The 19,113-nt window shown below is 64.8% G+C and carries 17 protein-coding genes and 1 tRNA gene; 5 read left to right on the plus strand and 13 right to left on the minus strand.

The genetic code is table 11. The features are described from left to right. Positions 1 to 83: 83 nt before the first annotated feature. Positions 84 to 2,480, plus strand: coding sequence for a lytic transglycosylase domain-containing protein (locus AB4Z51_RS14605; RefSeq protein ID WP_167768173.1), 2,397 nt, complete (start codon positions 84 to 86; stop codon positions 2,478 to 2,480). A gap of 476 nt (positions 2,481 to 2,956) precedes the next feature. On the opposite strand, the gene AB4Z51_RS14610 is transcribed toward AB4Z51_RS14605, so the two are convergent. The 10 genes from AB4Z51_RS14610 to AB4Z51_RS14655 form a co-directional block, all read right to left on the minus strand. Continuing rightward, positions 2,957 to 4,528 carry a porin gene (locus AB4Z51_RS14610; protein ID WP_135215717.1) on the minus strand — a complete coding sequence of 524 codons (1,572 nt, stop codon included), beginning with the start codon at positions 4,526 to 4,528 and terminating at the stop codon, positions 2,957 to 2,959. Positions 4,529 to 5,104: 576 nt separating this feature from the next. Further along, positions 5,105 to 5,198 (minus strand) — tRNA-Ser (locus AB4Z51_RS14615). Positions 5,199 to 5,644: 446 nt separating this feature from the next. After that, positions 5,645 to 5,911: a hypothetical protein gene (locus AB4Z51_RS14620; protein WP_014494734.1), complete on the minus strand. Its 267-nt coding sequence runs from the start codon at positions 5,909 to 5,911 to the stop codon at positions 5,645 to 5,647. A 1,501-nt stretch (positions 5,912 to 7,412) separates the two neighbouring features. After that, positions 7,413 to 8,891: an Asp-tRNA(Asn)/Glu-tRNA(Gln) amidotransferase subunit GatB gene (gene gatB / locus AB4Z51_RS14625; protein WP_063982826.1), complete on the minus strand. Its 1,479-nt coding sequence runs from the start codon at positions 8,889 to 8,891 to the stop codon at positions 7,413 to 7,415. Continuing rightward, entirely contained in the window at positions 8,888 to 9,190 is a 303-nt protein-coding gene (locus AB4Z51_RS14630; protein ID WP_135215719.1) for a hypothetical protein, read from the minus strand. Before AB4Z51_RS14630 ends, gatB begins: the two co-directional genes overlap by 4 nt. Beyond that, on the minus strand, positions 9,181 to 10,656 hold the full coding sequence (gatA, locus tag AB4Z51_RS14635) for an Asp-tRNA(Asn)/Glu-tRNA(Gln) amidotransferase subunit GatA (protein WP_063982825.1): 1,476 nt from the start codon (positions 10,654 to 10,656) through the stop codon (positions 9,181 to 9,183). The genes AB4Z51_RS14630 and gatA overlap by 10 nt, the downstream gene beginning before the upstream one ends. Further along, positions 10,653 to 10,868: a hypothetical protein gene (locus AB4Z51_RS14640; RefSeq protein WP_014494728.1), complete on the minus strand. Its 216-nt coding sequence runs from the start codon at positions 10,866 to 10,868 to the stop codon at positions 10,653 to 10,655. Before AB4Z51_RS14640 ends, gatA begins: the two co-directional genes overlap by 4 nt. A 79-nt stretch (positions 10,869 to 10,947) precedes the next feature. Continuing rightward, entirely contained in the window at positions 10,948 to 11,235 is a 288-nt protein-coding gene (gene gatC, locus AB4Z51_RS14645) for an Asp-tRNA(Asn)/Glu-tRNA(Gln) amidotransferase subunit GatC (RefSeq protein WP_135215720.1), read from the minus strand. Positions 11,236 to 11,312: 77 nt separating this feature from the next. After that, a complete protein-coding gene (locus AB4Z51_RS14650; protein WP_135215721.1) occupies positions 11,313 to 12,389 on the minus strand; it encodes an NAD(P)H-dependent flavin oxidoreductase in 1,077 nt (358 codons plus the stop codon). A 105-nt stretch (positions 12,390 to 12,494) separates the two neighbouring features. After that, the gene (locus tag AB4Z51_RS14655; RefSeq protein ID WP_135215722.1) at positions 12,495 to 13,520 is read right to left on the minus strand and encodes an NAD(P)H-dependent flavin oxidoreductase; all 1,026 of its coding nucleotides are present in this window, start codon (positions 13,518 to 13,520) and stop codon (positions 12,495 to 12,497) included. Between the two features lie 97 nt (positions 13,521 to 13,617). On the opposite strand from AB4Z51_RS14655, the gene AB4Z51_RS14660 reads away from it, so the two are divergent. Next, positions 13,618 to 14,508, plus strand: a complete 891-nt coding sequence (locus AB4Z51_RS14660) for a LysR family transcriptional regulator (protein ID WP_135215723.1) — start codon at positions 13,618 to 13,620, stop codon at positions 14,506 to 14,508. A gap of 187 nt (positions 14,509 to 14,695) precedes the next feature. Continuing rightward, positions 14,696 to 15,628, plus strand: a complete 933-nt coding sequence (locus tag AB4Z51_RS14665) for a cyclase family protein (RefSeq protein WP_135215724.1) — start codon at positions 14,696 to 14,698, stop codon at positions 15,626 to 15,628. Between the two features lie 66 nt (positions 15,629 to 15,694). Here AB4Z51_RS14665 and AB4Z51_RS14670 read toward each other — a convergent pair whose 3' ends face one another. Further along, a complete protein-coding gene (locus tag AB4Z51_RS14670; RefSeq protein ID WP_028155062.1) occupies positions 15,695 to 15,910 on the minus strand; it encodes a hypothetical protein in 216 nt (71 codons plus the stop codon). 46 nt (positions 15,911 to 15,956) lie between these two features. On the opposite strand from AB4Z51_RS14670, the gene ruvX reads away from it, so the two are divergent. Both ruvX and AB4Z51_RS14680 read left to right on the plus strand, forming a co-directional pair. After that, the gene (gene ruvX, locus AB4Z51_RS14675) at positions 15,957 to 16,442 is read left to right on the plus strand and encodes a Holliday junction resolvase RuvX (RefSeq protein ID WP_028150651.1); all 486 of its coding nucleotides are present in this window, start codon (positions 15,957 to 15,959) and stop codon (positions 16,440 to 16,442) included. A 3-nt stretch (positions 16,443 to 16,445) separates the two neighbouring features. Next, complete coding sequence (locus AB4Z51_RS14680) at positions 16,446 to 17,369, plus strand: AEC family transporter (RefSeq protein ID WP_135215725.1); 924 nt, start codon at positions 16,446 to 16,448, stop codon at positions 17,367 to 17,369. A gap of 15 nt (positions 17,370 to 17,384) precedes the next feature. Here the strand turns inward: AB4Z51_RS14680 and AB4Z51_RS14685 are convergent, their stop codons facing one another. Further along, a complete protein-coding gene (locus tag AB4Z51_RS14685; RefSeq protein WP_135215726.1) occupies positions 17,385 to 18,149 on the minus strand; it encodes a CPBP family intramembrane glutamic endopeptidase in 765 nt (254 codons plus the stop codon). A 54-nt stretch (positions 18,150 to 18,203) separates the two neighbouring features. Further along, entirely contained in the window at positions 18,204 to 18,962 is a 759-nt protein-coding gene (locus tag AB4Z51_RS14690; protein ID WP_135215742.1) for a M15 family metallopeptidase, read from the minus strand. Positions 18,963 to 19,113 lie beyond the last annotated feature (151 nt).

Genomic DNA, 19,113 nt, shown 5'->3' on the forward strand with positions numbered 1-19,113 from the left:
AACTGACTGATTCGGGGCGACCAAACGCCGTGACCTCCTTTCCTCGTTCCGCATGGCGATCCACCGGTCTGGCCGTATGCCTCATGGCCGGGCTGTCGGTCGGCTGCGCCGCCCTGGCCAAGTCCAATGAGACGACCGCGGACGGGGCCAAGGACACCGCGAAGCCGGCGGCCAAGGACGCCGCGAAGGGATCAGCCAAAGAAACAACGAAGGGAACCGGCAAGGAAACACCGAAGGGCGCGAGCAAGGGAGCAACTGCCGCCCCGGCCAAGGATGCCGCGAAGAAACCTGGCAAGGATGCTGGCAAGGACGCCGCCAAGGATGCAGGCAAAAGCGCCGGCAAGGAACCCGCCAAGGACAAGCCCAAGCCCGCAGCCGCCGCGCCAAAACCACAGCCGGCCGCCAACGGCTCGCCCCCCAAAACCGCACCCGCGCCGGCCGTGACAGCCACCGTCAGGCCTGCCGCCCCGGCGCCCGTCGCCAAACCCGTCGCAGCTCCTTTGCTTGCGCCGGCGACCCGCCAGCACGCCACGCCGCGCAAGCCGGTCACGCCGGCCGCGGTCGCTGCGACCTCCTCGACGTCGCAGGCCGACAAGGACACGCTTGAGAACGTCATCGAGCTCGTGCGCAAGCGCAAGGCGGCCGACGCCACCAATTACGCCGCCTCGATCTCGGATCCCGTCGCACGAAAGCTCGCCGAATGGATCATCCTGCGCAGCGAGGACAATGGCGCGACCGTGGAACGCTATCGCGCCTTCCTCTCCGCCAATCCGAGCTGGCCGTCGCAGACCTTCCTGCGCCGGCGCCTGGAGGCCGCGATGTGGGACGACAGGCGCGACGATTCGGTCGCGTGGTCGTGGTTCGAGAATGAATCGCCTGTGTCCGCCAAGGGCCGCTTCACGCTCGCCAAGGCGATGCTGGCGCGGGGCGACCGCGCCAACGCCGAGCGGCTGGTGCGCGAGGCCTGGCGCAGTGATCCGATGTCGGAGGAGACCGAGAACAACGCGCTCGACCAGTTCGGCGCCCTGCTGACGCCGGGCGACCAGAAGGCGCGGATGGACACCTTGCTCTACGGCAGCGAGAACGAAGCCGCGCTCCGCGCCGCAAAACGCCTCGGCGCCGGCTATCTCGCGCTCGCCAAGGCCCGCATCGCCTCCGTCAAGAAGGCGCCGAACGCGCGCGCGCTGCTCGACGCCGTGCCGCGCGAGCTGCACAACGATCCCGGCTTCATCTTCAGCAAGATCCAGCTCCTGCGCCGCGAGGAGAAGTTCGCCGAAGCCGCCCAGCTGATGTTGTCGGCGCCGAAGGATCCGAACCGTCTCTACAATCTCGACGAATGGTGGATCGAGCGGCGCCTGCTGGCGCGCAAGATGATCGACACCGAGGAATTCCGCAGCGCCTATCTGATCGCGCGCGACGCGGCCCTGCCCTCGCGCGACATCTACAAGACCGAGCAGGAGTTCACCGCCGGCTGGATCGCGCTGCGCTTCCTCAACGACCCCGCCGCCGCCACCCAGCATTTCGCCCGCATCGGCGTCGGCAGCGTCAATCCGACCACGCTGGCGCGCGCCGGCTATTGGCAGGGCCGCGCGGCGGAAGCGGCGGGCCGCCAGCAGGAGGCGCGCAACGCCTACGCCCGGGCGGCCGAGCAATCCACCAGCTATTACGGCCAGCTCGCGCGCGCAAAACTCGGCCTGCCGCAGATCGAGCTCAACAGCCAGCCGCGCGGCCGCGGCGCCGAACGGCTGGAGATCGTGCGCGCCGCGCACCTGCTCTACGAGCTCGACGAGCGGGAGATGGCGATACCTGTTCTCGCCGACATGGGCGAGAACGGCGATCCCGAGGCGCTTGCCGGCCTTGGCGAGCTCACCCAGCGCTACAGCGACGCGCGCGGCATGCTGCTGCTCGGCAAGGCTGCGCTCAACCGCGGCCTCCCCTTCGACTTCTACGCCTATCCCGTCAACGGCATTCCGCAGTTCACGCCGATCGGCCCCGAGGTCGAGCGCAGTATCGTCTATGCGATCGCGCGGCAGGAAAGCGCGTTCAACCCCTCCGTGGTCTCGCCGGCGCAGGCTTACGGCCTAATGCAAGTGACGCCGGACGCCGCGCGTTACGTCTGCAAGCGGCACGGCGCGACCTACGATCTGGGGCGGCTGAAAAACGATTCGGTCTACAACGCCACGCTCGGCTCGGCCGAGCTCGGCGGACTGCTCGAGGACTACCGCGGCTCCTACATCATGACCTTTGCCGCCTACAATGCCGGCCGCGGCAGCGTGAAGAAATGGGTCGACCGCTACGGCGACCCGCGCGATCCCAAGGTCGACGCGGTCGACTGGGTCGAGCTGATTCCGTTCTCCGAGACGCGCAACTACGTGCAGCGGATCATGGAGAATCTTCAGGTCTACCGCGCCCGCTTCGGCGGCGGCACACGGTTGCAGATCGAAGCTGACCTGCGCCGCGGCACCGGCAGCGTGGAATAGAGCCATCCTCCTGTGCGCTCCCGATTGACCGCCGAGAGCGTCGGCGGCGAGTGCCGCAGCGCGTCCGGACGTGAGCTGCTGAAGAAGAGCTGAAGCTCGCGCGTGATCTTCAGGCAAGCCTTGCTCGACACTGAGCCCCGAGCGCTCCCTGGTCGCAGTCCGATCGGCAAGCTCGCCGTTCCACCTCCTCGAGGATGAAGGCGTCGATTGCCGCCTGCTGCAGCGTCAGGACGATGGGGCGCTTGCAAGGCCATGCCGTCAACGGCAGTCGGCCCGTTGCATACATTGTGCGGAGATGCCCGCAGCGCAGGGGCCCCTCCTCCGTAACAGCCTCGTCCAGATCGTCACGGACGATGGAGCACGGGAGCAACGCCAGCCCTCCGCCAGCCCTCCGCGGCGTTAGAACAGCCATGCCGCCAAAAGAAAAGCCCCGGCGGTTTCCCGCCGGGGCTCTCTGTCAGGTCGTTAGACCAAACTTACCAGTTGCGCTGAGCGCGGAGGAGCAAGCTGACCGTGTTCTGATCCTTCAGCTCGTACACAGCACCCGGCTTTGCGACAACTGCCGCAGGGCCAGCAGCGAGCGTGCTGATCGTGCCCGCGAACTTCTGGTCGAGCATGGTGTAAGCCACGTCCGCCGAGAAGGTCAGGTTCTTCACCGGCGTCCAGCGGGTGATCAGACCGATCGTGCCGATGTTGAAGTTCGGGTTGCAAGAGGTGATACCCGCAGTGGCGGCACCCAACGTAGCGAGTTGGTTGCAAATGAGAGTCGCACCACCGTTGCTGTACGTCAGCTGAGCGTACGAACCGTAGATCGCGGTGTTCCAGTACGGATCCCAGTTGTGGGTGTAGGCGCCGCGCATACCCCAGCTCGTAACCGTGTTGATACCGGTTCCGTTGGCGAACACACCGTCAGCCGCACCGGCAATGCCAATGCTCTGATAGGCACCAGCCAGGTTGGTACCGCCGAACATTGCATAGTTCTGCGAAGCCAAGCTCTGGAAGTTGTAGCGGGTCGCACCGTCGGTGTAGACCGCCTGGACGTTGATCACGTCGCCCGCACCCGTCGGAATGTTCTTGATGGACAAGGCCGCCTGGACAGCCCAGCCCCACTTGTCGCCCGGATGACCGGCTGCTTCGGTTCCGACAAGCCCCGGAGTCGCGTAGTACGCTACGTGGTTGTTATGCGCCGCGGCAGACAACTGGAACAGACCCCAAGCCTGGTCAATACGGACCATACCCTGGATGTCAGGAGCCCGCGTGCCGCCGAAGGCATTGATGCCGTAGCCGCCGGTACCAACGTTCGCGACCGAAAAGCCGGCGCTGGTGTTGTACAGGTTGCTCTGATAGTAGGCCGTCGGATCCACCGCCGAAATCGCGGCAGTGATGCCCTGACCGAAGTCGGCAGTATAGGTGAACTGGTTCACACCAGTGACCGTGCCGCCGCCGCCGGTCAGACCGTCGAAGTTGTTACCCGGATAGTTGGTCCAGGGGGCGTCGAACTGGGCAACAGCTTTACCCATCGTGAAGCCCGCGAACTGGATGAAGGCGTAGTACACGCCGAGCGTACCGCCGGCGATTGCGCCTGCGTTGGCATTGTTGGGTGCGCCAACGCCCGTAGCGCCGAGCTGCGAGTAAACGGTGGAGCCGTTGCCGGTGCCGTTGCCCGTGTAGTTATCCGTCGTCCACGAGAACACCACGTCGGCGAAGGTACGAACCACGCCGTATTCGGTCGCGGTGCGCGTGTCGACGTTGAAGTCTTCACGGGCACGAGTGACGTAGTAGTTCGTCAGACGGTTCGCAGAACCGTTAACACTGCTGAAGTTACCGTTAAAATCGGTAGCGTTGATCGCGACTTCAGCACGCAGGTAACCACCCAGCTTGATGCAGGTGTCAGTGCCCGGGATGTAGTAGAATCCGGCACCGTACAGGGAGCAGATCTTCACGTATTCGACCGCTTTGGCCTTCACGGGGAGATCGGCTGCCTGTGCTCCGCCAACGGCAATCAGACCTGCCGCTGAACCGAGCAAAAGGCTCTTAACCAACTTCATGTTAAACCTCCAAGTTTGCTCTATAGGGAAGGTTCCGGATCCGCTGGGTGACGACACCCTAAGGTTGGTTCCCTTGTCCCTTAACTTACCGCTTAGTCGCTTCGCGCCTTCGGACACACCCGCTGAACGCGAGGGACTTAAGCGAACCACCTAAAACGGGACGACCTCGGGATGCCCCCCTCCGTCGCTCAGTCACAATTACCGAACGTCCTTGCACACACAACAAGAGAACGCTCCGCCGCGAGCCCATGACGTTTGTTTTCCGAAGGGTGTTGCACAAATAACACGCAGATGTGATCGAAGCGCTCTCGCAACATATTGTTTTTACTTATTTTTCTAGGACGGTTCCGTTTGCCGTCAAAATTCCCCACCTGAGGCGTTGTGGACGGAACTCCGGCCTGAACAGGCTTTGACGCGCACGAATCGTGGAATCAGAAGGAGACTCAAGGAGAAGGCACACAGGTCTTCCCGCGACTCTCCACCGGGCGCAGACATGGTCGCGGCGACGCTCGAGACGCGCTGCGAAGGCTCTTTATCGATGGTGGGGATGATTGAGACCGGAGCGGACAGCTCGGCTGGCGGAGACGGAGGGATTCGAACCCTCGATAGGCCTTTACAAGCCTATAACGGTTTAGCAAACCGCCGCCTTCAGCCACTCGGCCACGTCTCCAATATGCCGGGTATGCCCGACACGGCGGCGAGCCGCAAGCGGCAGAATCAAGGTCTGTGCGTTCTTTCACCTGAAAGCGACCGCCGGACGACAGCGAAAGCCTGGCGCAAGGATCAGCGCGGCACGCGCAGCCGATTCGCGCTCTATATATATGTGTGCATCCAGAGGCGGGATGCCGGATCCGCCACTGCGAGGGCGCATTCAGCGCCGCCTCGCCGGCTCAGATATTGAACCAGACGCCGGCAGCTGCGCCGGGACGGAAGGCCCAGGACCTCTATATCCCCGGCAAGGGGCCCGTCTTGTGCGGCCGTCCGGGTTCCAGAGCGGAGTCGTCGGGCGGCGGCTCGGTCATGCCGCGCGGGTCCATGTGGCGACACGACGAAGGAACTTGATTGAGCGCAATCGGGCTGCCCCGTGAAGACAGGGGTGTGGATGCGATTCTCGGCTCAGTGAGCCGAGACCCACGCCCTCGCCTCGCGCTGCGCGGCCGAGATCTCGGCGTCCGACATCTGCCCGGCGACTTCCTGGCGCAGCGCCACGGCGTCCTTGCGGCCCTTCAGCGCGGCGAGGTTGAACCATTTATGTGCGGCGACGAGGTCGACGAGGCCGGAGCGGCCGCTCGCCCAATAGATCCCGCGCTCGAACAGCACGTCCGACAGTGCGCTCGCGTCGATCGGCGTCGCCGTCTCCAGATCGAAAGTACCCTGAAACATAACGCATCCCCTTTTTTTCTGCCGCCTCGTTCCCCCGAGCGCGGCTCCCGTCCAAAGAACTGTTCAACTCATCCCCATGCCGTTTGCCGGCTTGTTGGAGGCGATGATGGCGGGCAAATTTGAATGGCAGTTTAAGTATCGCGATGAAGCAGACGTAAACGCACCCGCACGGGGCGCGCGCGACGAATGCAAGAAGTCCCCACTTTGCAGGCACTTCTGCGATTCGTCAGATTCGGTTTACCCTGGGATTTTGGGAGAACGATAACCATCGCGCGCGGTGACGCGTGTCCTGCGGTTACAATTCGTGGGAGGGGCGCGTTGTGGGAGGGGCGCGCCGGCAAAGCCACACGGGCGCCTCGCGTGGCCACCCCGTGGCCGACAAGGCCGCGCAGCGCGAAGCGCGCGACTTTAGGAATCGGAGCGACGGCTTCGCATTGCGCCTGCGCGGCGCGCCGTCGCGGCAAACGACAGTTCGCCGCAGCCCTCGCCTGCCCCAAGGCAGCGCGGCCACGTCACGGTCAGATCAGCAATGTGGGAAAAGGGAATGCCGGCAATACCCCGGCCTCAAAAGAACGAGGGCGTCGGCGAACACGTCAGGACCAGATTCCACGTTGGCCCGAAGGCCGCTTGTGAAATTGCGGAGCCCTTGAGAAGGAGAACCGCACCGAACGAAGAAAACTTGTTTCTTCTGCCGGACCGTACTTTGGCGAGCGAACCCGCGAAAGAGAACGATCCGACCGTTGGCCTGATGTCTCGCCGACACCCTCTATCGCCGACCAGAACCTGTTAGAAGGCGCTGATGACGTGCCGGCTCTCTAGGAGCCGGCAACTTCAGAAGCGAAGTTACTTCTTCTTCGCGACCTTGCGGGTCTTCTTCGCAGTCTTCTTCACTGSGCTCTTCGCCTTCTTCGCCTTCTTCGCTTTCTTGGCCATGTTGCCCTCCGATGTGTGAGATGGCTGTAATCGCTGCATGCAGTCGGGGATCGAATGCACACTCATCCCGAATACACCAACACGACGAAAAAAACAGCTTCTCGCTTAAAGAAGTGTTGACGGCACAACGCGCCTGCGCTTGGCGAGCGCGATGCGGGCGCACTGCATGACGCGTGCTTGCGATCGCGGGGAGTGCCCGCATCGTCGATGTTTGCGCGAGATGCGATTGCAGAAAAACACTACACGGCAAGTATTTTTCCGCACGCGCGCATTGCGCATGCGCGATGCGATGATGTGCATCGTCGATCCCACGATCGCCGCGCAAGGGCGCTTCGCGGACTCTGAGTCGCGAGTTTTGGCAACGAAAATATTTTCATGCTTAACGGCGCAAGCGCTCGTCAGCGCGTGTGGAAGCCGCCGTTTTGCGCGAATCGCGTGGCGGCGATTCGGCCGCCGCATCGCCGTCGGTCGGGATGGAGTTTGCCGCCGAGGGTGCGCGCGAGCGTCGCAGCGCGAACCGGAAGCGAGGTGACGAAGCGTATCCGTCACCTCGTTCGAACGTGTGACGTCAGATGCCGAGCTTCGACTTCAAGAGGTCGTTGACGCTCTGCGGGTTGGCCTTGCCGCCGGACGCCTTCATCACCTGACCGACGAACCAGCCGAGCGACTGCGGCTTGTCCTTGACCTGCGCGGCCTTGTCGGGATTGGCCGCGATGATGTCGTCGACCACCTTCTCGATCGCCGAGAGGTCGGTGACCTGCTTCATGCCGCGGCTTTCGACCAGCGCGCGCGGATCGCCGCCCTCCTGCCAGACGATCTCGAACAGATCCTTGGCGATCTTGCCGGAGATCGTGCCCTCGCCGATCAGGTCGATGATCGCAGCCAACTGCTCGGCGTTGACGGGGGAGGCCGTAATATCCCGGCCTTCCTTGTTGAGACGGCCGAACAGCTCGTTGATCACCCAGTTCGCCGCCATCTTGCCGTCGCGGGCGCGGTTGCCGAGCGTGTCCAGCACCGTCTCGTAGAACACCGCGCTCTCGCGCTCGGCGACCAGCACGCTCGCATCGTAAGCCGACAGGCCGAAGTCGGCGACGAAGCGCGCCTTCTTCTGGTCCGGCAGCTCCGGCAGCTCTGTCTTCAGCTCGTCGACGAAGCTTTGCGAGAATTCGAGCGGCAGCAGGTCGGGATCGGGGAAGTAGCGGTAGTCGTGCGCCTCTTCCTTGGACCGCATCGATCGCGTCTCGCCCTTGTTGGGGTCGTAGAGCCGCGTTTCCTGGTCGATCTCCCCGCCGTCCTCGAGGATCTCGATCTGGCGCCGCGCCTCGTACTCGATCGCCTGGCCGATGAAGGTGATCGAGTTCATGTTCTTGATCTCGCAGCGGGTGCCGAGCGGTGCACCCGGCTTGCGCACGGAGACGTTGACGTCGGCGCGCAAAGATCCCTTCTCCATGTCGCCGTCGCAGGTGCCGAGATAGCGCAGGATCGAGCGCAGCTTGGTCACATAGGCCTTGGCCTGCTCGGCGTCGCGGATGTCGGGCTTGGAGACGATCTCCATCAGCGCCACGCCACAACGGTTGAGATCGACATGGGACATGGCCGGCGACTGATCGTGCAGCAACTTGCCGGCGTCCTGCTCAAGATGAAGGCGCTCGATGCCGATGGTCGCGGTCTTGCCGCCATCCAGTTCGACCACGACCTCACCTTCGCCGACGATCGGCGACTTGTACTGGCTGATCTGGTAGCCCTGCGGCGAGTCCGGATAGAAATAGTTCTTGCGGTCGAACACCGAACGCAGATTGATCTGCGCGTTCAGCCCGAGCCCGGTCCGGACAGCCTGTCTGACGCATTCCTCGTTGATGACGGGCAGCATGCCCGGCATCGCGGCATCGACCAGCGACACGTGGCTGTTCGGCTCGCCGCCGAACGTGGTGGACGCGCCCGAGAACAGTTTTGAATTCGAGGTCACCTGGGCATGGATCTCCATGCCGATGACCATCTCCCAGTCACCGGTGGCGCCCTTGAGAAGCTTGTGCGTGGCCGTGCTCATGTCCTGCTCCCGAGCAGCGTGGTAGCGATCCGCTCCCACTCCGCCTCCAATGAATCCTTTGCCGCGGGTTGGCCGGCCTGGCGATACCAGTAGCCGGCATTGCCGAGATCGCCTTCGACCCGGTGCAGATAGGCGTGCACCCAGGCGGCGTCGCGGCTGCTCTCGTCCTGAACGATCTTGTGCGCCTGATCCCAGTCGCCCTTCGCGGCCCACCAGAGGCCGGCGAGCGGCGCGCTCAAATCCGGCGCGGGCGCCGCGCCGTCGAGGCTCGCGATGAACGCGGCGACATTCACCACCACCTCGCGGGCGTGAAGCGGCCGGCGGCCTGCTCGATCACCTCGCCGAGCGAGAACAGCGTCTCCTCGTCGAACGGGCGGCCGATCAGCTGCAAGCCGAGCGGCAGGCCTTGCGCGTCCTTGCCGGCGGGCACGGCGATGCCAGGCAGGCCCGCCATGTTCACGGTCACCGTGAAGATGTCGTTGAGATACATCTCGACGGGATCCGCCCCGCCCTTCTCGCCGATGCCGAAGGCCGCCGACGGCGTCGCCGGCGTCAGGATCGCGTCGACGCCCTTGGCGAAGCAGTCCTCGAAATCCTTCTTGATCAGCGTCCGCACCTTCTGCGCACGCAGATAATAGGCGTCGTAATAGCCGGCCGAGAGCACATAGGTGCCGATCATGACGCGGCGCTTCACCTCCGCGCCAAAACCCTCGGCGCGGCTGTTCTCGTAGAGCTCGATGATGTTCTTGCCCTGCTCGCGCAGTCCGTAGCGCACGCCGTCATAGCGCGCGAGGTTGGAGGACGCCTCCGCCGGCGCCACGATGTAATAGGCCGGCAGCGCGTATTTGGTGTGCGGCAGCGACACTTCGACGAGCTCGGCGCCGGCCGCCTTCAGCCAGGCCGCACCCTCGCTCCAGAGCTTCTCGATCTCGGCCGGCATGCCGTCGAGGCGATATTCCTTGGGGATGCCGATCCTGATGCCCTTCACGGACTTGCCGATCGCGGCCTCATAGTCCGGTACGGCAATGTCGACCGACGTCGTGTCCTTTGGATCGTGTCCGGCCATCGAGCGCAGCAGCATCGCGCTATCGCGCACGCTGCGCGCGATCGGACCGGCCTGGTCGAGCGAGGAGGCGAAGGCGACGATGCCCCAGCGCGAGCAGCGGCCGTAGGTCGGCTTGATGCCGACCGTCGCGGTGAACGCGGCCGGCTGGCGGATCGAGCCGCCGGTGTCGGTCGCGGTCGCGCCCATGCACAGCAACGCCGCCACGGCCGAGGCCGAGCCGCCGGACGAGCCGCCCGGCACCAGCGTCGTGTTGCTTCCCTCACGCCGCCAGGGATTGCCGACGGGGCCGAAGCAGGAGGTCTCGTTGGCCGAGCCCATCGCGAACTCGTCATTGTTGAGCTTGCCGAGCATCACGGCGCCGTCGCGCCACAGCTGCGAGGTCACGGTGGACTCGTAGGTCGGCACGAAATTGCCGAGAATCTTCGAGCACGCCGTGGTGCGCACGCCCTTGGTCGCGAACAGATCCTTGATGCCGAGCGGGATGCCGGCGAGCGGGCCGCCCTCACCCTTGGCGATCTTCTCGTCCACGGCCTTCGCCATGTCGCGCGCGCGATCGGGCGTCTCCATCACGAAGGCATTGAGCACGCGTGCGGCTTCGATCGCGTTCAGATGCGCGTCGGTCAGCTCGAGGGACGTGAAAGTCTTGGCCGCGAGGCCCTTGCGGGCCTCGGCGAGCGTCAGCGATGTCAAATCGGTCATTTATTGATCGGGCTGCAGAAGAACGGAGACAGGGTTTTGTCGTTGGCCGGGTCGTCTTTTTTCTTGGCGGCGGCGTTCGCGGCGGCCTCGATCTCGTCGAGCACGGCATTGACGGCGACGTTGGGATCGGCAGCCTTGCCCTGCCGCTCCATCTTGTCGAGATAGTTCATGTAGGCCTGATAGGCCTTCTCATCGTCGCAAAGCATGCACATCGGACTTGGTCCTAAGGCTCTTTAGTTTGACGCGTTTTCTTTACGCGAACCGGCTTCCACTTCGCTCGAAAACGCTACGTCACTCGACCACCTTGGGCACAAGAAAGAAGTGGCCTTCGGTCGCGGGCGCGTTGGCAACGATATCGTCGGCGATCTCGCCGTCATTGACCTCGTCCTGCCGCTTCTTCATCTGCATCGGGGTGACCGAGGTCATCGGCTCCACGCCCTCGACGTTGACCTCCGAGAGCTGCTCGACAAAGGCGAGCATGGCGTTGAGCTCGCCCTGCAGATGCGGAACCTCGCCCTCGGAAACCGCAATGCGCGCCAGATGCGCGATGCGGCGGACGGTAGCGTCGTCGACGGACATTATATAAGGCCTCTCACGGCAAAATCTAACTGCCGTATAGCAGAGGCCGGTTTTGCGCCGCAACCGGCGGCGCGACCTTAGCCAGCCAGTCCCTTCATGCGGGCCAGGGCCGATTTGGCAAAATCCCGGGTCAATTCGGCCGCGGGGACCTCACGGCCCAGGGCCACGGCCTGGCCGGCCCAGAGATTGGTGAAATCCACCCTGCCCTGCTTTTCGGCAACCGCCTTGAGCGGCCCCAGCGCGGTCGCTGCATGGGGAAACGGCGGCGCCTCGGGCGAGATCGGGCCGGCTTCGCGCATCAGGCGGTTCTGGACGCCGCGCGCCGGACGCCCGGTCATGACATTGGTGATGACGGTGGAATCGTCCCGCGCTTCAGCCAGCGCCTTGCGCCCGCCCGCGCTGACCTTGGATTCCGGGCAGCGCAGATAGGCGCTGCCGATCTGCACGCCGGATGCGCCGAGCGCGAAGGCTGCGGCGATGCCGCGCCCGTCGGCGATACCGCCGGCCGCGATGACAGGCACCTTCACGGCGTCGGCGACCTGCGGCACCAGCGCAAAGGTGCCGGGCTGCTCGGAGATCTTGTCGGTCAGGAACATGCCGCGATGGCCGCCGGCCTCGGCGCCTTGCGCAATCACGGCATCGACGCCGCGCTCTTCCAGCCAGACTGCTTCCTTCACCGTCGTGGCGGACGAGATGATGAGGCAGCCGGCCGCCTTGACGCGCTTGAGCAGCCCCTGCTCCGGCAGGCCGAAATGAAAGCTGACGATCTCCGGCTTCAGCTCCTCGACGACCTCGCAGAACGCGGCGTCGAACGGCGCACGGTTCGCGGCGTTGATGGGCGCTGCGGGATCGAGGCCGTGCTCGGTGTAATAGCCCGTGAGCCGCTGCTTCCAGCGCGCTTCGGCTTCGGCCGTGAGGTCAACCGGCGTGTGGCAGAAGAAGTTCATGTTCACCGGCGCCTTCACCCGCTGGCGAATGATGTTGACCTGCTCGCGCGCCTTCTCCGGCGACAGCATCGCGCTCGGCAGCGAGCCAACCCCGCCGCCCTCTGCCACGGCGATCACCAGTTCGGCATCCATCACACCGGCCATCGGCGCCAGCACGATCGGGAATTCGGTCTTGAAGAGATCGATCAGTCGACGGTCAGGCCACATAATTCTTGCCTCATGTTCGCTCTTCCCTCTCACCTTGTGCGAGAGGGTGGATCGCCGCGCAGCGGCGAGACGGGCGAGGGGTTTGCATCCGCGGAGACAGACCCCTCATCCGGCGCGGATTGCATCCGCGCCACCTTCTCCCACAAGGGGAGAAGGAAAAGAAGAAACCGAGTTGCGCCGGCCGGCGAGCAATTGCTCCGCTTCGATCGCAATCCGCTCCACGATCTCGGCCGCCGGTGCAATATCATGAATCAATCCGACCGCCTCGCCCGCAATCACGGCCGCGACATCGAAATTGCCGGCTGCTTTCGCGGCCGCATAGTCCGCCGCGACTGCGGCAACATTCTGCATCAGCTCGACCTCGCGGCCGATCCAGCGCCTGGCGTGGTCGTTGATGAGGCACCTTCCCGTGAACGGCGCCGGCCAGACATTGTTGCGCGAGAGATCGAAGATGATGCCGCGCACGGTCGTGCCGCTGTTCGCTGCGCAGATACGCCGCTTGGCCTCCTCCGCGCCATCAGCCTCCTGGCTCGCATAGAAGCGCGTGCCGAGCAGCACGCCGCTCGCGCCCAGCATCATCATGGCGGCGAGACCGCGCCCGTCGGCGATGCCGCCGGCCGCGACGACAGGCACGTGGCCCGCGGCAAGATCGACGATTGCAGGCACGAGATCGACGGTGGTGCGAGAGGCGCCGTGACCACCCGCCTCCGTGCCCTGCGCGATCAGGATGTCGGCGCCGGCATCGAGCGCCTGCCGCGCCATGGCTTCATCCTGCACCTGGCAGATCAGGCATGCACCTGCGGACTTGATCTTCGGCGCGAACGGCGCGGGATCACCAAACGACAACATGATCGCAGACGGTTTTGCGGCAAGAGCGACATCGAGAAGCTCGGGCCGCTTGGCGAGGCTCCAGGTGATGAAGCCGATCCCGAATGGCGCCGACAACCCCGCGAGCTTCCCAGTCTCCTGCTCCAGCCACACCTTCTCGCCATAGCCGCCGCCCAGAATGCCGAAACCGCCGGCACGGCTCACGGCCGTCACAAGCCGGCTGCCGGCAACGATGTCCATCGGCGCCAGCAGGACGGGATGCTCGATCTCCAGCAGCCTGGTCAGCGACGTCTCAATGGGCATAGCCCCTCCCTGATCTGGACAGGGAGATTAGGCGCGACTAGCATTCTCGAAAAATGAATTGTTGCGAACGCTGCCATCACAAAAGCGAAACGACGCCATGGAACTCAGCGATATCCAGACCTTTGCCGCCGTCGCCCGCACCGGCGGCATCACCCGCGCCGCCGAAGAGCTGAACACGGTGCAATCCAACGTCACCCAGCGCGTGAAGGCGCTGGAAGCGGAGATCGGCACACCGCTGTTCGAACGCCACAGCCGTGGCATGACGCTGACCGGCGCCGGCAAACGCCTCCTGCCCTACGCACAGCGGATGGCCGCGCTATCACGGGAGGCCGTGCTCGCCGCGCGCGACGACGGCGAGCCGAAGGGACCGCTCGCGATCGGCTCGATGGAGACGACCGCAGCCGTGCGGTTGCCGTCCCTCCTCGCCGATTTCCACCGCAACTTCCCTGCCGTGCGGCTGAGCCTGCGCACCGCGACCACCGCCGACCTCGTCGCGGGCGTGCTCGAAGGCACGCTCGACGGCGCCTTCGTCGCGGGTCCCATCGCACATGCCGACCTCACTGCGACGAGCGCGTTTCGCGAAGAGCTGGTGCTGGTCAGCGCGCGGCGCTGGGGTTCGCTCGCCGAGCTGCGCGCCGGCACGCCGGAGTCCGGTCCGACTGCGCTGGTGTTCCGCACCGGCTGCACCTACCGCCAGCGTCTCGAACAGATCTTTGTCGAGTTCGGCTGGCCGTCGGCGGCACGCTTCGAGCTCGGCACGCTCGACGGCATGATCGGCTGTGTCGCCGCCGGCATGGGCGTCACGCTGCTGCCGCGCGCCGTGGTCGAACGCAGCGCGATGGCCGGCAGCGTGTCGATCCACGCGCTGGGCCCGTCACATGCGCGCGTCGAGACGCTCTTCATCCAGCGCAGCGCCGGACATCAATACAGCGCGCTTCAAGGTTTCATGTCCTGCCTGAAGAAAGACAACGACGTCTTCGCGGCCTGACACCGGCGCAGCGTTCCACGCGGCGAAATTCGTCACAAATCCATCGCGCTTGAATTAGTCTGCGCTGCGTTCAGCCGCCGCAGCGCGGCAGCTCGAAATGCTTTGAAGCACGCATCCGTTCTACGTTAGGATGTGTCACTGGCCAGCGCGAAAACATAACGAAGCCAAAACATCGGGAGGACTATCGATGCGCAATACGCTCGTGTTGTGCTGTGTCGCCGCGTTGTCGGCGATATCAGGAACTGCAAGCGCACAAGACTGGACCAAATCGAAATGGGGACCGAACGACGAGATCGGTGCCGCCAATTACATGACGCCGGAGCTGGTGGTGAAGGCCGCCTCGCTGGTGAAGACCGGCAAGACCTACGCCCTCGGCATTCCCGTCACGCCACAGACACCCGCCTATCCGCCACGCACGTTCAAGCTCACCATCGTTCAGCCCGGACAGGCCGGCAGCCCGGGTCTCGGTCCGAACAAGGCGACCTATAACGACGACATCCTTGATACGTGGGTCGGCATCGGCAGCCAGCTCGACGGCCTCGGCCATCTCGGCGTCGAGCACGTCTATTACAACGGCAACAAGCTCGCCGATTTCGCCGATCCGAATGGCTTGAAGAAGCTCGGTATCGAGAAGGTCCCACCGATGGTCACGCGCGGCGTGCTGCTCGACATGGCCGCCTATTTCAAAACCGACATCGTGAAGGAAGGCACCGCCTTCAACGTCAAGGAGATCGAGGAAGCCGCCAAGCAGCAGAACGTCGAGATCCGCCAGGGCGATGTCGTCATCTTCCACACCGGCTGGCTCAGCCTGATCGGCAAGGACGACAAGCGCTACTCGGCCGGCGAGCCCGGTCTCGGCGTCGAAGGCGCGAAGTACCTGACCGGCAAGGGCGTGGTCGCCATCGGTGCCGACACCTGGGCGCTCGAGGTGCTGCCGTTCGAGTCCAAGAACGTATTCGAAGTGCACCAGATCCTGCTCGCGATGAATGGGACCTACATTCTCGAGAACATGGACACCGCGCTCGCTCGCGACAAGGGCTACGAATTCCTGTTCGTGCTCGGACAGCCGCGCTGGACCGGCGGCGTGCAGGCGATGATCAACCCGATCGCGATCCGCTGATCGGCGACGTACTCAGCGGGCGAGGATCGGCCTGCCGCCCGGCAGGCGCCCTCGCCGGACTGTCCGTCATCGCGGCCTCAGGTGCCATCGCCGCAATGCAACGAAGGCCCAGATGGCTTCGACGAGGCCAAACGGCCAGGCGCCTTGCAGGAAGCCGTAAGCCGAGCCGAGCGCGCAGGACACCGCGAACAGCAGCACGAACCAATGGCTGCGATCCTCCAGGGCATAGCAGACCAGCATCGCCGTCACGGCAAACAGGCCGAATAGTGTCAGTGCATCCATGTTCCGGGTTCACTCCGCAGCGCGACGCGTGATAAGCGCTAGTCCCATGCCGGCTCTTATCCTGCCCCTGATCGATGCTGCAACCCACTGGCCCGAACGCGGCGGGTTGGTCGGCCTTGACCTCGGCACCAAGACCATTGGTGTTGCCGTGTCCAATCCGGACCGGCGGTTAGCTACAGGCGTCGAGACCATCCAGCGCAAGGCGTTCAAGCAGGACGCGGCGCGGTTGCTCGCGATCGCGGCCGAGCGCAAGGCGGTCGGCTTCGTGCTCGGCCTGCCCATCAACATGGACGGCAGCGAGGGCCCGCGGGCGCAGTCGACCCGCGCCTTCGCCCGCAACCTTGCCGGGCTGACCACACTCCCCATCGGCCTCTGGGACGAGCGTCTGTCGACCGCAGCGGTCGAGCGCGAGCTGATCGGCATGGATGTCAGCCGCGCCAAGCGCGCCGAGGTGATCGACGAGCACGCCGCGATCTTCATCCTGCAAGGCGCGCTCGACCGCCTCGCCAATCTTCGCGCGGCATCGGGCTGATCCATGGCCGTCGTGATCGCGGCGCTGCTGCCGGTCTTCATCCTCATCGTGCTCGGCGTGGTGCTCAGGCGCACCCTGATGCGGCTCGACACGCAATGGCACGGGCTGGAGCGGCTGACCTATTTCGTGCTGTTCCCGATGCTGCTGATCCAGACGCTGGTGAAGGCCGACCTCTCCAGGGTGCCGGTCGCCGGCGTCGGCGGCGCGCTGCTGCTTGCGGTGCTCGCGATGTCGCTGCTCTGCCTCGCGCTRCGCCCGGCGCTCGCGCGGTTCGACATCGACGGTCCCGCCTTCACCTCGATCTTCCAGGGCGCGACGCGCTGGCAGACCTATGTGGCGCTCTCGGTGTCCGCCAACATGTTCGGCGATGTCGGGCTGGCGCTGGCGTCGGTGGCGATGGTCGCGATCATTCCGCTGGTCAACGTATTCAGCGTCGCCGTGCTCGCGCACTATGCATCGCCCGAGAAGCAATCGGCGCGCGCCATCGTCATGACGGTGGTCCGCAATCCCCTGATCTGGGCTTGCGTGATCGGCCTCGTCATCAACGTCATCCATCTGCCGCTGCCAAAGATCTGGCACGAGGTTGCGGACGCGCTCGGCCGGTCCTCGCTCGCCATCGGCCTGCTCGTCACCGGCGCCGGCCTGCAGCTCAAGGGCCTGCTCCGCCCGAGCGTGAGCGCGACCATCGGCGTGGCGTTCAAGCTGGCGCTGATGCCCGTGCTCGCGCTGGCGCTCGCCGCCTGGTTCGGGCTCTCGGGCGACAGCCTGGCGATCGTCGCAATCTGCGCGGCGGTGCCGACCTCGCCCAGCGCCTATGTGCTGGCCCGCCAGATGGGCGGCGATGCGCCGCTGCTGGCGCAGATCATCACGTTGCAGACGATCTTGGCGGCGGTCACGATGCCGATCGCGATCGCGCTGGTGGCTTAGGCCTCGTGCGAGGCCTCAGCTCCCCAGCCACATCGTCAGCACCACCGCCGTCAGATTGTTCAGCGCATGCAGCACGATCGTCAGCCAGAGCGAGTTGGCGCGATAGCGCATGTAGCCGAACCACAGGCCGATGGAGAAGACCTCCGCGAGGAAGTACAGGTCGTACTGCAGGTGCACGACCGTCCACACCAGTGACGACAGGATGATCGCGCCGGGCACGCGCAGGAAGCTCGCCGACCAGCCGCGAAACAGGAAGCCGCGCGCCAAAACCTCTTCCGACATCGGCGCAGCGACACTGAACGCGAACAGCAGCATCACAGCCGCGCCCTTGTCGCGGCCCGATTTCAACAGATCGGTCATGAAGCCCGGCGTCGCCTCGCGGCCAAGGCTCCGCGACATCGTCTCCCAGGCAACCACGATCAGGACAAGCCCGATGGCGCCGAACAGCATTTGCTTCCAGGACGGCCAATGCAGCGCGAGGTAATCGACGAACGAGGCCTTCTTGATGCGGATGGCGAGCCATACCGCGGCCAGYGTCGCCGGCAGGCCCATGGTCACCGACAGCGCGAGCGCCGCGGGCTCGCGACCGACACGCTGGATCGACATCAGGTCGAGGGGATCGCCACGGTCCCAGGCCAGATAGAGGATGGCACCGATCTGGCCGACAAACATCGCGACGAAGATAAGCAGGCCCCACACCGCCGTGCCCCAGAATTTCCAGACGCGCGGTGCGGCTGGCGTCACGGTCATCGGCGGGAGATCGGGATTGAGGGAGTCCATTCAAGCGCTTTCGTTGGGACGGCACCGTCATTCCGGGGCCGTTCGCCCGACGATCTACTTCGTTCGCGGCGGAATCGGGAAATCATAGGCCGCCCCGCCCGCCCCCGGCAGGGAAAAATGCCACCACTCCTTCGCATAGTTCACAAAGCCTTGCTTCGCCATCGCGGCCACCAGCCGCTTGCGCCAGGCGCGCTGGTCCGGATTGATCGACGTTACAGCGGTATGCCCCTTCGCGTCCGTGCAGTCATAGCCCGTGCCCATGTCGACGCTGCCCTCCGGCAATCGCGCCTCGACCGGCGCCGTGCAATCGGCATAGGTTTTCGACGGGTCGTATCTGGCGGAATTGTCAGCCTCGAGATCGACCAGCGTGAGATCGAGCGCCGCGCCCGTGGAATGCTGCGAGCGGCTCGCGATGTAGCCGAGGCGGAACAGCTCGCTCTTCGGGATCTTCGGATTGTAGCGCCGCTCGGCCGCCGTCTCGTGGCCGTTCTGCGACCACCTCACCATGTCGAGCGAGGCCCGCGCCGGCCGGTAGCAGTCGAACATCTTCAGCGACAGGCCTTGCGCCGCCAGTTCCTGCTGAACCGCCTTCAGCCGCAGCCCCACCTCCCGCTTCACTACGCATTCGCCGGCGCCGTAACCGGCGAGCGGACGGCCGACGAAATTGTTCGAGCTGGCGTAGCGGATGTCCTGGATGATGCCGGGGTCGATGTCGCGCAGATAGACGAAGCCGCCGGGAAGCGATTGGGCGTGGGCCTCGGCCGTTATCATCGTCAGCGCAATCACAATTCGGATTAACTTCACGTGATCCATCCCCATCGTCATGGCCGGGCTCGTCCCGGCCATCCACGTCCTTTTGCCTCAAATGCGATAGAAGATCGTGGATGCCCGGGACAAGCCCGGGCATGACGGAGATATTGGCGACAGGCCACGCCAGAGCGACGAACCTGACAGATCAGGGGAT

It is taken from the genome of Bradyrhizobium sp. 2TAF36 (assembly GCF_052114925.1).
Taxonomy (GTDB): domain Bacteria; phylum Pseudomonadota; class Alphaproteobacteria; order Rhizobiales; family Xanthobacteraceae; genus Bradyrhizobium; species Bradyrhizobium barranii.

Excerpts from the sequence above, each read along its gene's own strand:
- AB4Z51_RS14610 (WP_135215717.1), bottom strand. The coding sequence starts at position 4,528 with ATGAAGTTGGTTAAGAGCCTTTTGCTCGGTTCAGCGGCAGGTCTGATT.
- AB4Z51_RS14670 (WP_028155062.1), bottom strand. The coding sequence starts at position 15,910 with ATGGATGCACTGACACTATTCGGCCTGTTTGCCGTGACGGCGATGCTG.
- AB4Z51_RS14640 (WP_014494728.1), bottom strand. The coding sequence starts at position 10,868 with ATGTGCATGCTTTGCGACGATGAGAAGGCCTATCAGGCCTACATGAAC.
- AB4Z51_RS14660 (WP_135215723.1), top strand. The coding sequence starts at position 13,618 with ATGGAACTCAGCGATATCCAGACCTTTGCCGCCGTCGCCCGCACCGGC.
- gatA (WP_063982825.1), bottom strand. The coding sequence starts at position 10,656 with ATGACCGATTTGACATCGCTGACGCTCGCCGAGGCCCGCAAGGGCCTC.
- ruvX (WP_028150651.1), top strand. The coding sequence starts at position 15,957 with ATGCCGGCTCTTATCCTGCCCCTGATCGATGCTGCAACCCACTGGCCC.
- gatC (WP_135215720.1), bottom strand. The coding sequence starts at position 11,235 with ATGTCCGTCGACGACGCTACCGTCCGCCGCATCGCGCATCTGGCGCGC.
- AB4Z51_RS14655 (WP_135215722.1), bottom strand. The coding sequence starts at position 13,520 with ATGCCCATTGAGACGTCGCTGACCAGGCTGCTGGAGATCGAGCATCCC.
- AB4Z51_RS14690 (WP_135215742.1), bottom strand. The coding sequence starts at position 18,962 with ATGGATCACGTGAAGTTAATCCGAATTGTGATTGCGCTGACGATGATA.
- AB4Z51_RS14665 (WP_135215724.1), top strand. The coding sequence starts at position 14,696 with ATGCGCAATACGCTCGTGTTGTGCTGTGTCGCCGCGTTGTCGGCGATA.
- gatB (WP_063982826.1), bottom strand. The coding sequence starts at position 8,891 with ATGAGCACGGCCACGCACAAGCTTCTCAAGGGCGCCACCGGTGACTGG.
- AB4Z51_RS14620 (WP_014494734.1), bottom strand. The coding sequence starts at position 5,911 with ATGTTTCAGGGTACTTTCGATCTGGAGACGGCGACGCCGATCGACGCG.
- AB4Z51_RS14650 (WP_135215721.1), bottom strand. The coding sequence starts at position 12,389 with ATGTGGCCTGACCGTCGACTGATCGATCTCTTCAAGACCGAATTCCCG.
- AB4Z51_RS14605 (WP_167768173.1), top strand. The coding sequence starts at position 84 with ATGGCCGGGCTGTCGGTCGGCTGCGCCGCCCTGGCCAAGTCCAATGAG.